This window comes from Bradyrhizobium genosp. SA-4 str. CB756, from assembly GCF_000473125.1.
In the GTDB taxonomy this organism is placed as follows: Bacteria; Pseudomonadota; Alphaproteobacteria; order Rhizobiales; family Xanthobacteraceae; genus Bradyrhizobium; species Bradyrhizobium arachidis.
Window position 1 is genome coordinate 8945958 of record NZ_KI421499.1, and the last position, 12764, is coordinate 8958721.

Annotated in this window: 12 protein-coding genes (1 of these 12 only partly in view); 2 read left to right on the forward strand and 10 right to left on the reverse strand. The window is 65.1% G+C overall.

Annotated features, from left to right (window positions below; all coding sequences use genetic code 11):
• From BRAGE_RS0143160 to BRAGE_RS0143185, 6 genes are all read right to left on the reverse strand, one after another.
• Nucleotides 1–1083 carry the 5' portion of a TRAP transporter substrate-binding protein gene (locus tag BRAGE_RS0143160; protein WP_027562842.1) on the reverse strand. It extends 6 nt beyond the left edge of the window, so only the first 1083 of its 1089 coding nucleotides appear in the window; the start codon lies at nt 1081–1083; the stop codon falls past the left edge of the window.
• 178 nt (nt 1084–1261) lie between these two features.
• Nucleotides 1262–2575, reverse strand: a complete 1314-nt coding sequence (locus BRAGE_RS0143165; protein WP_027562843.1) for an NAD(P)H-dependent oxidoreductase — start codon at nt 2573–2575, stop codon at nt 1262–1264.
• A gap of 167 nt (nt 2576–2742) precedes the next feature.
• Entirely contained in the window at nt 2743–3543 is an 801-nt protein-coding gene (locus BRAGE_RS0143170; RefSeq protein ID WP_027562844.1) for a phytanoyl-CoA dioxygenase family protein, read from the reverse strand.
• Nucleotides 3544–3676: 133 nt separating this feature from the next.
• Entirely contained in the window at nt 3677–4354 is a 678-nt protein-coding gene (locus BRAGE_RS0143175; protein ID WP_027562845.1) for a GntR family transcriptional regulator, read from the reverse strand.
• A gap of 196 nt (nt 4355–4550) precedes the next feature.
• Nucleotides 4551–5798: a M20/M25/M40 family metallo-hydrolase gene (locus BRAGE_RS0143180; protein ID WP_027562846.1), complete on the reverse strand. Its 1248-nt coding sequence runs from the start codon at nt 5796–5798 to the stop codon at nt 4551–4553.
• Between the two features lie 86 nt (nt 5799–5884).
• Entirely contained in the window at nt 5885–6754 is an 870-nt protein-coding gene (locus BRAGE_RS0143185; protein ID WP_027562847.1) for a sigma-70 family RNA polymerase sigma factor, read from the reverse strand.
• A gap of 100 nt (nt 6755–6854) precedes the next feature.
• On the opposite strand from BRAGE_RS0143185, the gene BRAGE_RS0143190 reads away from it, so the two are divergent.
• Complete coding sequence (locus tag BRAGE_RS0143190) at nt 6855–7313, forward strand: carboxymuconolactone decarboxylase family protein (RefSeq protein WP_035732041.1); 459 nt, start codon at nt 6855–6857, stop codon at nt 7311–7313.
• A gap of 146 nt (nt 7314–7459) precedes the next feature.
• On the opposite strand, the gene BRAGE_RS0143195 is transcribed toward BRAGE_RS0143190, so the two are convergent.
• Both BRAGE_RS0143195 and BRAGE_RS0143200 read right to left on the reverse strand, forming a co-directional pair.
• Nucleotides 7460–8272, reverse strand: a complete 813-nt coding sequence (locus BRAGE_RS0143195; protein ID WP_027562849.1) for an alpha/beta fold hydrolase — start codon at nt 8270–8272, stop codon at nt 7460–7462.
• Nucleotides 8273–8274: 2 nt separating this feature from the next.
• Nucleotides 8275–9093, reverse strand: coding sequence for an alpha/beta fold hydrolase (locus BRAGE_RS0143200; protein WP_027562850.1), 819 nt, complete (start codon nt 9091–9093; stop codon nt 8275–8277).
• Between the two features lie 141 nt (nt 9094–9234).
• Here BRAGE_RS0143200 and BRAGE_RS0143205 point away from each other — a divergent pair, with 141 nt between their 5' ends.
• Nucleotides 9235–9777, forward strand: coding sequence for a methylated-DNA--[protein]-cysteine S-methyltransferase (locus BRAGE_RS0143205; protein WP_027562851.1), 543 nt, complete (start codon nt 9235–9237; stop codon nt 9775–9777).
• A 118-nt stretch (nt 9778–9895) separates the two neighbouring features.
• Here the strand turns inward: BRAGE_RS0143205 and BRAGE_RS0143210 are convergent, their stop codons facing one another.
• A complete protein-coding gene (locus tag BRAGE_RS0143210; protein WP_027562852.1) occupies nt 9896–11440 on the reverse strand; it encodes an acyl-CoA synthetase in 1545 nt (514 codons plus the stop codon).
• A 117-nt stretch (nt 11441–11557) separates the two neighbouring features.
• Nucleotides 11558–12730 carry an acetyl-CoA C-acetyltransferase gene (locus BRAGE_RS0143215; RefSeq protein ID WP_027562853.1) on the reverse strand — a complete coding sequence of 391 codons (1173 nt, stop codon included), beginning with the start codon at nt 12728–12730 and terminating at the stop codon, nt 11558–11560.
• Nucleotides 12731–12764 lie beyond the last annotated feature (34 nt).

The window sequence follows — 12764 nt, forward strand, 5'->3', positions numbered from 1 at the left end:
CCTCGTCCGCATCCGCATCATGAAGCTGTCGTAGCTGAGCTCGGCGACCTGCATCCAGGCGAGCGACTCGTTCCGGAAGGCCGACAGGCTGGTGTACAGCTTGTGGAAGTGCGGGTTGGTCTTGTTGAGATCGGCGTAGATCTCGTTCGCGGCGGCGTAGCACGCTTCCAGCACCTCCTGCGGGAACGGCTTCAGGATCGCGCCGGCCACCAGCAGGCGCTTCAGCGCCGGCGGATTGACGTAGTCGTATTTGCCGGTGACCCATGTGAAGGTATCGCGTGAGGCGACCTCGATCGCAGCCTGATAGTGCTTCGGCAGCGCGTTCCACTTGTCGATGTTCATGATGTTGTGGCCCTGGCCGGTGCCTTCCCACCAGCCCGGATAATAATAGAACTTCGCCACCTTCACGAAGCCGAGCTTCTCGTCGTCATAGGGGCCGACCCATTCGGCCGCGTCGATCGTGCCCTTCTCCAGCGCCGGATAGATGTCGCCGCCCGCGATCTGCTGCGGCACGCCGCCGACCTTGGCGATGATCGTGCCGGCGAAGCCGCCGACGCGGAATTTCAATCCCTTGAAGTCCTCCATCGACTTGATCTCCTTCCGGAACCAGCCGCCCATCTGGGCGCCGGTCGAGCCGGTCGGAATGCCGATCGTGTTGTATTCCTTCAGGAGGTCGTTGAGCAGCTCCTGTCCGCCGCCGAACAGCAGCCAGGAAATATGCGCCCGCGTGTTCAGTCCGAACGGCAGTGATGTGCCGAAGGTGAAGGCCGGATTCTTGCCCCAGTAGTAATAGAGCGCCGTGTTGCCCATCTCGACGGTGCCGTTGGACACGGCATCCAGCACCTGCAGGCCCGGGACGATCTCGCCGGACGCGAACGGCTGGATCTGGAATTTGTTGTCGGTGACCTCGGCGACGCGCTTGCAGAAATATTCGCAGCCGCCATAGAGCGTATCGAGTGCCTTGGGCCAGCTCGCGGCGAGCCGCCATCTGACTTCCGGCATCGATTGGGCAACTGCTGGTGAGGCAACGGCACTCGCGGCAAGGCCCAATCCGCCTGCCGTGAGGAATTTACGACGTTCCATGCGCTTCCCCTCTCTGTGATGTCGAGTCCTCGACGAGGGATTGCGATCTTGGTGCCGCTTTGTCTTCGCCGGGCAACCGACGTTCTGTCCGAAATCTTGGTTTTCCGGATCCTGGTCAGGATGACCAAAGGGGATACGCAAAGCAAGCGCACTTTGGTCGTGTTTTCGGCATCGACGTTCAATGTTGCGCTGCGAACGCGGCTTCCATCGCCTTTCGAACCTTCACGGTCTCGTTGCTCGCGTCGAACTCGACGTCGCTCCAGCGCACCATCGCGCCATGCGCGACGTCGTGCCTCAGCTTCAGGCGATGGGCGAGGCCGATCGGCAGCGCGCCGGTCTTCAGGCTCGCGGCCGCCGGCACCAGCTTGCCCCACACCGTGTAGCCGCCTTCGCCGTCCAGCATCTCGCCGGCGCGCAAGGGGCGCTTGGCGACCGCCGCGACGTCGCCGCGGAAACCGTAGGGCTGCCCGGTCGGCTCGCCGCGCAGCGCGGCCGACAGGATCGAGATGTTCAGCTCGAGCCCGATCAGATGATAGGGCTTGTACATCGCAGCGAAGCGCCCACTGGCATCGGTCTTCAGGCCGTATTGCTTGAAGCAGTCGGCGGCGTAGTCGTTCGGCGCCTCCAGCACGACGTAGACGCCCCAGCGCAGATCGCGAAACACCGGCCGGCCGTCGCGCTCGAGCGACGACACCACCTCCACCACGCCGGAGCGCTCCAGCACGCCACCCTTGTCGCTGGGCCGCATGACATGCGGCAAATCGTCGACGCCGCAGGGCGGAAACAGCAAGCCGCCTGCGGGCACGTCGAGCCCGCAAGCATTCGCAATCGCGGCCATCTCGATCGCCGATTTGGTGCCGTCGAGGAAGGAGTTGAACATCTGCGGGTTCATGCCGGCCGACTGCGCCTCGCCGGCGGTCAGGCCGTAATGCTGCCAGACGCCGTCGGGCGTCACATCGTGGTAGGCCGGCAGATATTTTGTGCCCTTGCCGGCGGCGACGACGCGGAAGCCGGTGGCGCGGGCCCAGTCCACCATCTCCGCCGTCAGCGCCGGCTGGTCGCCATAGGCGAGCGAATAGACCACGCCGGCCTTCCGTGCTTCCTCGGCGAGCAGCGGGCCGGCCAGCACGTCGGCCTCGACGTTGACCATCACGATATGCTTGCCCGCCGCGATCGCCGCGCGCGCATGCTTGATACCGACCGCGGGATTGCCGGTCGCCTCCACCACCACATCCATGGCGCCGCCGGCGATGGCGCGGGCGCCGTCATCGGTGAATACGGTCCTGGCGATGCGCTCGGCGTCCCAGCCGACGGTGCGGCACGACTCGCGAGCGCGCTCGCAGTCGATGTCGACGATGATGGGCACTTCCAGCCCCGGCGTGTGCGGCACCTGGGCGAGGAACATCGAGCCGAACTTGCCGGCACCGATCAGCGCGACACGGACGGGCTTGCCGGCCGACGCGCGGGCCTGGAGGAGACGGAAGAGGTTCATAGGGATGTTTTCCGGTGATACAGAAATTCGTGAACGCGCGGCTCTATCAGCTCGTCATGGCCGGGCTTGACCCGGCCATCCACGTCTTGCTGCAAGTGATCGTGTCGAGACGTGGATGCCCGGGTCAAGCCCGGGCATGACGACCGGAGATGTTGCGCGACCGCGTCTTACTCCGCCGCCTGCCGCGGTGCCCGCGCGAGCCGCACTAGCGCATCATCCTCCACCGTCTTGATCGGCGCAAAGTCGCGATGCGCGATGTACTCCGGCCGCGTCGGTGTGCGGATGTAGTTCGAGACCGCGTTCAGTGTCAGGTACACGATCTTGCGCGGGTAGGGCGTGATGTTGCCGCTCGAGCCATGCACGAGATTGCCGTGGAACATCAGCATGCCGCCGGGCTTGCCGGTGGGGGCGACGATGCCGCCCTGCTTGACGAGGCGCGTCACGGTGTCCTCGTCCAGCGTCCACAGCGGATAGGACGTGGTGGCAAGGTCGTGCGAGGCTTCGAGATCGCCGGCGTTCTGGCTGCGCGGCACAAGCATCAGGGGGCCGTTGATCGGCATCACCTCGTCGAGGAAGATCGCGATGTTCATCGCCCGCGGCTCCGGCATGCCGTCGTCGCGCTTCCAGGTGCCGTAATCCTGGTGCCATTGCCAGACATCGCCGGTGAAAGCGGATTTCGCGTTGATCTTGAACTGGTGCATGTAGACAGGCTCGCCGAACACCTGCTCGACCGGCTCGATCATGCGCGGATGCGCGCCGAGGGTTCTGAACGCCTCGTTGTAGAGATGCGCGGCAAAGGCCGTGCGCGGCGCGCCGCTCTTCTCCCGCCAGACCTCCGGCCGGTTGGCGTCATAGATGCCGACCGCCTCGCGCACGAGCAGATCGACCTCCTCCTGGCTGAACAGCTCGGGCAGGAACAGCCAGCCCTCGCGGTGGAAGAACTCCAATTGCTCCTGAGACAGTTTCATGGGTCGTCCTCCTGTTTTGTTTTTGTCATTCCGGGGCGCGCGAAGCGCGAACCCGGAATCCATTTATTCGCCGTCTATGAGGCCCGATGGATTCCGGGCTCGACGCTACGCGTCGCCCCGGAATGACAGCCGCTTACGCCGCCGCCTCGTCCGTCGCCCTTAATCTCTCCTCAGTCATCCGTCCCGCCGTCTGCGCATGCGCCAGCGCCGCACGCTCGGCAGCCTTCGCCTCGCCTGCGAGAATGTGTTTTGCGATATTGGCATGCTCGGCCCAGGCACTGCCGCGATAGTCGAGCTCCGACAGCACCGTCGCCATCGAACGGCGCATATGCGGCCATTGCGGCGCGATGGTTTCCTCGATCACGGGATTGCCGGCGAGCTGATAGATCGCGCGGTGAAAATCGACATCGAGCGAGATGAGGTCGGCGAGCGAGGTGTTGCGGTCGATGTTCCGTCCGGCGGCGAGCGCTGCGTCCAGCCGTGCGCGTCCCGCCGCGTCGGTGCCTGCGCGCTCCGCCGCCAGCCGTGCGGCCAGCGCATCGATGGCGCCGCGCACCTCATAGAGCTGGCGGATGCGGGAAGGATCGAGCTGGGTGACTTCAAAGCCGCGCTTGCCGCTCTCGGCAACGAGCCCCTGCCGGTGCAACAGATGCAGCGCATGCGACACCGGCTGGCGCGAGACGCCGAGCTTGTCGGCAAGCTCGTTCTGCCGGATGCGCTGGCCGGGCTGCAGCGTGCGGTCGGAGATCGCCTCCAGGATCCGGGCATAGACCTGGTCGATCAGGTTCGGGAGCGGATCGAGAGGGATCACGCCGGAAGCTCCGAAGCAAAAGGGAATACGGAATTCCGTATTCGAAGGTATAGCGGGAGGGGGAGCGCGTCAAGGTGGCCGCGAGGCCCGCTCAGGTCGCCGTCTTCGACCTAGTTAAATCATTGATATCGCTAGGCGCGCTCTACTGTGCATGGGGTTGTTTTCGAATGCGGGCCCCGGCGAGGCCCGGCCGCTACTACTTCTTGCCCTGTTCGATGAGCATCCGGCTCATCAGGTAAAGCCGCGGCACGATCGAGTTGGTGTCGATGAACTCGTCGCGGGCGTGATAGCCGAAGCCGGCAAGGCCAAAGCTCTCGACCACGACCGCCTTGCCGCTGCGGCTGGCATAGCCGGCATCCGTGCCGCCGCCGGTCATCTCGGCGATGTCGAGCTTGCGGTCGATCTCGGCATAGATCGCCTGTCCCTCCTGAGCCAGCGCACGGCCGCGCTCGCTCGCGACGAAGGGCGGGCGCCCCGCAATGATCGTCACCGTCGTCTCGGTGTCGGGCACGAGCTTGGTCTTCAGCTTCTCGTCAAGCGCCGCCTGCAATTTGGCGACGCCGTCGGGAATGGTGAGGCGGATGTCGGCGCCGGCCTCGGCCTTCTCCGGGATCTGGTTGCGCACGGTGCCCGCCTGCGCCGTGGTCCAGTTCAGCTGCGTGCCCGGGATCGACTTGGCGACGTCCTTTGCCTGCAGCAGTTGATGCGCGAGCTCGATCAGCGCGTTGCGCCCGAGATCGGGCGCGGCACCCGCATGCGAGGCGCGGCCCTTCACTTCCATTTTCGCCGTCGCTGTGCCGCTCGCACCCAGCAGCAGCGCGTCGTTCTTCGCCGGAGGCGACGCCGCCGTTGGCTCGCAGGACAGCACGACGTCATGCTGGTCGGCGAGCTCGGCGATGATCTCGCCCGACCCGATCGAGTCGACTTCTTCATCCGGATTGAACGACACCGTGAGCGTCGCGTAGTCCTTCCAGCCGGCGTCCTTCAGCATCTTGAGCGCATGCAGCACCACGGCGATGCCGCCCTTGTCGTCGGCGATGCCGGGACCGTAGATGCGGTTGCCGTCGACATGGTACGGCTCGCTTGCGAGGATGCCGCGCTGATAGACCGTGTCCATATGCGCGATCAGCATCAGCTTCCGCGTGCCTGATCCCTTGAACGTCGCGATCACCATGTCGGCGCGGGTGCCCGCGGTGGTCTTGCGCCGCTCGGTGCTGGCGCCCAGCGCCTTGAGACGGGCCTCGGTGAAGTCGGCCATCTTCTTCAGGCCTTCGGCATCGCCGCTGCCGCTCTCGGTCATCACCATTTCGCGCAGGGTCTCGATCAGCGGCGCCTTCTCCTGCTCGGCGGCGGCCTTCAGCTTCTCGTCGGCAGCCGCGAGCGCGGTGCTGCTGGCGGCGACGAGGCCGAGCACGGCCAGCATGGAGACGGAGCGGGCTGTCATGAGAGCATCCTTTCGCGTCTTGGGCGTCTGCAATCGCGCGATCGGACGGAAACGTAGCATCCACACCGTCCGGATGCCACGCTGCTCTAGGGCTCCAGCACCTCCACCTCGAGCGCCGCAATCCGCTCCGCATCGGCCAGAGCTTCGATCCCCGCAATACGGTCGCCGCTGAACGTGACGCGTAGTGCGATGCGCAGCTGGCCGTCGAGGATGACGGCCACGCCCATCTCGCCATCGACCAGCGCGGACCGTGCCGCCTGGGCGCGGCCCTTGTAGATCTGCGCGACCGCATCCGCGCCGCGGATCTCGGGCAGCGTGCCGAGCCGCACCGCGGCGTCGTCGGCGCTGAAGACGACGTCGGGATCGAGCACGGCGAGCAGCCCCTCGAAATTGCCCTCGCGCGAAGCCTTGAGAAATGCATCGACGATCCTGCGCTGATGCGACAAGTCCGCCTCGGGCACCGGCGCGCCCTGCACGCGCCGCCGCGCGCGGCTTGCCAGTTGCCGCGAGGCATCGACCGAGCGCCCGACGATCGGCGCGATCTCCTCGAACGGGACTGCGAACATGTCGTGCAGCACGAAGGCGAGCCGCTCCGGTGGCTGCAATGTCTCCAGCACGACCAGCAGTGCCGCGCCGACGGAATCGGCCATCTCCGCCTCGCGCTCCCGCGTCTCGTCGACCGGCTCCGGCACATGCGGGCCCATCGGATCTTCCTTGCGCGACTTGCGTGCGCGCAGCATGTCGAGGCAGATGCGCGCGACCACGGTGGTGAGCCAGCCCCGGAGGTTCGCGATGTCAGATGTGTCGTAGCGGCTGACACGCAGCCAGGCCTCCTGCACGGCGTCGTCGACCTCGCCGCGCGATCCCAGCATGCGGTAGGCGACGGCACGCAGATGGTCCCTGTTGGCCTCGAACTGCCGCACCAGAAAATTGTCTTCGAAGTTTTCTTGGCTCATCGGTCACATTCCCTCATCGCGATCCGTCATGCCCATGACGAAGCCAATCCGGCCGATGTGACCGGAACCTTCGAAATTCGTGAAACGGAGACTCGATATGATGCACGCCCGCATGAATCACCCCGTCATGGTCCTGCCCGAAGCCATGAATGTCTTGCAGTCCCTCGGCAATTTGACCAAGCAGGGCCTGTCGGAAAAGCTCCTGGAACTGGTGCACCTGCGCGCCAGCCAGATCAATGGCTGCAGCGTCTGCGTCGACATGCATCCCAAGATGGCCCGCAAGCTGGGCGAGACCGACGAGCGCCTGTTTGCCGTGTCCGCCTGGCGCGATGCGCCTTATTTCAGCGAGGCCGAGCGCGCCGCGCTGGCGCTGACCGAAGCCGTCACCCGCCTTGCCGATCGCGAGGACCCGGTGCCGGATGCAATCTGGAACGAGGCCGCCAAGCATTTTGACGAGCGCGAGCTGGCTACGCTGATCCTCTCGATCGCGGTCATCAACGTCTGGAACCGGCTGAACGCGACGATCAAGATGCCGGTCGGAGTGTGGAAGGTGGCGTGAGGCACCTTCTTACCCTCTCCCCTTGTGGGAGAGGGTGCCGAGCGAAGCTCGGCGGGTGAGGGGTCTCGCTCTGCAAACTCATATGCGGACAGAGAGCCCTCATCCGGCGCTTCGCGCCACCTTCTCCCACAAGGAAGGGAAGAGAGTTACTCCGCCAGAAACCTGCTCACCACCTCGCCGAACTCCAGCGGCGCCTGCTCGAACATCCAGTGGCCGGCATTGGGAATGATCGCCGTCTTGGCGCCTGCAATATGCTCGGCCAGCACCCGCCACATCACGGACAGGCTCCCCGTGGTCGCACCGCCGCCGATCAGCAGCGTCGGCGTCCTGATCACCTGCGCATCGCTGAGCGTGTAGGGCCGGCGCTGCTCGTTGATCTGGCCGAGGAAGGTCAGCGTGTTGTCGCGCAGCTGCTGTTTGGCGGCCGCCGGCACGCGCCGCCAGGAGCCGTCGCCCTCGATGCCTTCGTAGAAATTCTGCAGCGCGCCCTCGATGTCGCCGGCGCGGATCATCTCGACCGAGCGCACCGTCTTTGCGGCGAGCGGCGGATGCGCCGGCGTGCCTTCCGGCACCGGCAGGCTGGCATCGAGATCGCCGCCCGGCTCGGCCAGCACCAGCTTTCGCAGCAGATCCGGCCGCGCCTGCGCGACACGAAACGCGATGTGGCCGCCGCGCGAATGGCCCATCAGGTCGACCGGTCCGGGCTTGACCTGCTCGATGAACGCGATTGTGTCGGCGACATGCTGCGCCATCTTGTAGTCGTCGCCGATGGCGTCCCAATGCTCCGGAAAGAAATGCCGCAGGCTGACCGAGATCACGCGATGATTCTTCGACAGCGGCCCGAGCACCGAATACCAGGTGCGAAAGTCACCGAGCGTGCCGTGCACGCAGACCAGCGGATGGCCCTCGCCGACTTCGAGATAGGCCATGTCGTAGCCGTTGACGTGAAATGTCTGCATGATCAGCTCGCCAGAAAGTCCAGGACCACTTCGGAGTATTTCTGCGGCGCCTGCTCGAACATCGGATGCGTCGCGTTCGGGATGATCGCCGTCTTGGAATAGGGCGCGTGCGCGGCTAGCGCATGCAGCACTTTTGGCAGCAGGCCCTTGGTCCGCGCGCCCAGGATGAACAGCGTCGGCATTTTGATGGACTCCGCATCCGCCTTCGAGAAGGGCGGGCGATTGTCGCGGACCTGGCCGATCAGGGTGTAGGCATTGTCGCGCAGGTTTTGCTTCACCATGGCTGGCAGCCGCGGCCAGGTGCCGGCGCCTTCCAGCGTATCCACGAAGACGGCGAGCCCGCCGTCGACATCTCCCGCTGCGATCTTTTCGGCAGAGGCCGTGAAGCGCGCCAGCAAAGGCGAGGGCCCGCCGACATAGTCAGGGTCGAGGCTGGCATCGAGCTCGCCGCCGGGCTCGGCCAGGATCAATCGTCGGAGCAGGTCCGGCCGCTGCTGCGCCACGCGGAAGCAGATGTGCCCGCCGCGGGAATGGCCCATCAAATCGACCGGGCCGAGGTCGAGCTTTTCGATGAAGGCGATGACGTCTTGGACATGCTGGGCGATCGAATAGGTCTCGCCGACACCGTCCCAACGATCGGGGAAGAAGTGCCTCAGGCTGACAGCGATCACCCGGTGTCGCTGCGTCAGCGGCCCGAGCACGCAGCCCCAGACGCGGAAGTCATTGAGCGATCCATGAACGCAGACCAGCGGCGCGCGGCCCCTGTCCTCGCCCACGTCCAGATAGGGCATGTCGTATCCGTTGACGTGGAGGCTTTGCATTCTGGGGGCTCGTGAGAAGAGGGCGGAACTCCTGTGCAAGATTCCCGGAAACCGGGTGGATCGCAACTATTTCCAAGCCTAGATTTGAGGACAGATCACAGTGGGGGCATGCGAGAAGGACGCAAGCTCAGGAACCAAGCCATGACCGACCAGCATTTTGCCCTGTTCGATACGAAGATAGGCCTCTGCGCCATCGCCTGGGGCCCGCGCGGCATCAACGGCACACAATTGCCGATGGGCGGCGAGCAGAAGATCCGCACCCGCATCAGCCAGCGCCATCCTGATGCCAGCGAAGCCGAGCCGACCGCCGAGGTGCAGCGGGCGATCGACCGCATCGTCAAGTTGCTCGCGGGCGAGCCCGACGATCTCACCGACATCCCGCTCGATCTCGATGGCGTGCCCGAGTTCAGCCGCGGCGTCTACGAGATCGCCCGCGCCATCCCGCCCGGCAAGACCATCACCTATGGCGACATCGCCAAGCAGCTCGGCGGCGTGCAGCTGTCTCGCGATGTCGGTCAGGCGCTCGGCCGCAACCCTTGCCCGATCGTCGTGCCCTGCCATCGTGTGCTGGCGGCCGGCAACAAGCCCGGCGGCTTCTCGGCGAATGGCGGCGTGGTGACCAAGCTGAAGATGCTCGAGATCGAAGGCGCGCTGGTGAACCACACGCCGAGCCTGTTCGATTGAGTGGGCTTGCGCCGGCGCCGTAGGGTGGGCAAAGCGAAGCGTGCCCACCAAACCGTCTCAACATAGACGGGTCGTGGGCGCGACGCTTTGCGCCTTTGCCCCCCTACGAGATCCCGCCCTAAATCTTCGCCGCCATCTTCGGCCAATACCTGTCGCGCAGGTGCCGCTTCACCAGCTTGCCCGTGGGCGTGCGCGGCAGCTCGGCCTCGAAGTCGATCGAGCGCGGGCACTTGATGGCGGAGAGGCGGCTCTTGCAGTAGGCGATCAGGTCGGCCTCAAGCGCCTTGCCGGCGCGCTTCATGTCGTGCGGCTGCACCACTGCCTTGACCTCTTCGCCCATCTCCTCGTTCGGCACGCCGAACACGGCGACGTCGGCCACCTCCGAGTGGGTGATGAGCACGTCCTCGGTCTCCTGCGGGTAGATGTTCACGCCGCCCGAGATGATCATGTAGGACTTGCGGTCGGTGAGGAACAGAAAACCGTCCTTGTCGAGATAGCCGACGTCGCCGAGCGTCGACCATCCCTTGGCGTTGTAGGCCTTCTTCGTCTTCTCGGGATCGTTGTGATATGTGAACGCCGGCGCGTCGGCGAAATAGACCGTGCCGATCTCGCCAACCGGCTGCTCCTCGTCGTTCTCGTCCAGAATCTTGATCTTGCCGACCACGGCGCGGCCGACGCTGCCGCGATGCTCCAGCCATTGCTGCGAGTTGCAGACGGTGACGCCATTGCCTTCCGAGCCCGCGTAGTACTCGATCAGGATCGGGCCCCACCATTCGATCATCTTTGCTTTCACGTCGACCGGGCAGGGGGCCGCGGCGTGGATCGCGCCCTTCAGCGTCGAGACATTGTATTTGGTGCGAACCTCGTCCGGCAGCTTCAGCATGCGCACGAACATCGTCGGCACCAGCTGGGATTGCGTGACCTCATACTTCTCGACCAGCTTCAAGAATTCTTCGGCATCGAAATGCTCCATGATGATGGAGGTGCCGCCAAGCACGATCGCCATCATGTTGAAGCGCAGGGGAGCCGCGTGATAGAGCGGCGCCGGCGACAGATAAGTGCTCTCCGCGTTCATGCCGCACATGTCGGCGCAGAGCACCCGCAGGAACGCGTTGGGTACGTCGATCGCATTGCCCTCGAAGGCCTTCTTGATGCCCTTCGGGCGGCCGGTGGTGCCCGACGAATACAGCATGTCGTAGCCGGCGACTTCGTCCGCGATCGGCGTGGTCGGCTGCGCGGCCGCTTCCTTGTCGTAGGAGCGGAAGCCGGGCAGCGGCTCATCCACCATGAAGAAGATCGGCTCGCCCGGAGCGCCCTTGACCAGATCCCTGATCTGGTCGGCACATTTCGGCGTGGTGATCACGACCTTGGCGCCGCAATCCCCGATGATGTAGTCGATCTCGTCCTGCTTCAGGTAACGGCTGATCGCGGTGTAATAGAGCCCGCTCCGCTGCGCCGCCCAGCAGATCTCCATGAACGCCAACCGGTTTTCCATCAGCAGTGCGATGTGGTCGCCGGCCTTGAGGCCGAGCGAGCGGAACAACTGCGCGCCCTGGTTCGAGAGCTCGTCGAGCTCGCGATAGGTGATCGCCTTGCCCGTCCCGGCCATCCGGTAGGCGATCTTGTCGGGCGTGGCACGGGCGTAGACGGAGGGGTGGGTCATGGCGTTTCCTCAAAACGCGAATGGCGAGTAGCGAGTGGCGAATAGGGAAGAAGGGCAAACCGCTCTTCGCCTACTCACCATTCGCTACTCGCCACTCACTACTCGCTTTTGTTTTTCTTACAGCCGCTCCACGATCGTCACGTTGGCCATGCCGCCGCCTTCGCACATGGTCTGCAGGCCGTAGCGCTTGCCGCGCTGGTGCAGGGCGTGGACCAGCGTCGTCATCAGCTTGGTGCCGGAGCCGCCGAGCGGGTGGCCGAGCGCGATGGCGCCGCCGTTGACGTTGAGGCGAGCCGGATCGGCGGCGGTGGTCTTGAGCCAGCCGGTCGGCACCGAAGCGAAGGCCTCGTTGACCTCAAACAGGTCGATGTCGTCGACCTTCATGCCGGCCTTTTCCAGCGCCTTCTTGGTGGCGTGCAGGGGAGCGTCGAGCATGATGACGGGGTCGCCGCCGGTCATGGTCATGTGGTGGATGCGCGCCAGCGGCTTCACGCCGAGCTGCTTGAGGCCGCGCTCGTTGACGACCATGACGCCGGAGGCGCCGTCGCAGATCTGGCTGGCGCTGGCCGCGGTGAGCTTGCCGTTCTCGGCGATCAGCTTGACGCCCTTGATGCCTTCGAGCGTGGCATCGAAGCGGATGCCTTCGTCGATATGATGGGTATCCTTGCTGCCGTCGGCGCGAGTGATCTCGAGCGGCACGATCTCCTTCTTGAAGTGGCCGGCTTGCGTCGCTGCGATCGCGCGCTGATGGCTGTTGAAAGAGTATTCGTCGAGATCATCCTTCGACAGGCCGTACTTCTCGGCCATCATCTCGGCGCCGGTGAACTGGCTGAACACGATGTTCGGATACTTCGCCTCGATGCCCGGGCTCTTGTAATGGCCAAAACCGTTCTTGGCGGCGAGCTGCGAGGACAGGCCCATGGGCACGCGCGTCATCGATTCCACGCCGGCCGCAATCACCACGTCCATCGTTCCGGACATCACGGCCTGGGCCGCAAAGTGCAGCGCCTGCTGCGAGGAGCCGCACTGACGGTCGATCGAAGTTCCCGGCACGCTCTCCGGCAGCTTCGACGCCATGATCGCGTTGCGCGCAACGTTGTTGGACTGCTCGCCGACCTGCATGACGCAGCCCATGATCACGTCCTCGACCAGCGCGGGATCGACCTTGGTGCGATCGACCAGCTCGTCCAGCACCTTGGCGGCGAGATCGGCCGGATGCCAGCCGGCGAGGCGGCCCCCCTTGCGCCCGCCCGCGGTACGCGCGGCGGCGACGATGTAAGCCTCGGCCATGTCGGTCTCTCCCTGGATTCTTCTTGGATGGGTT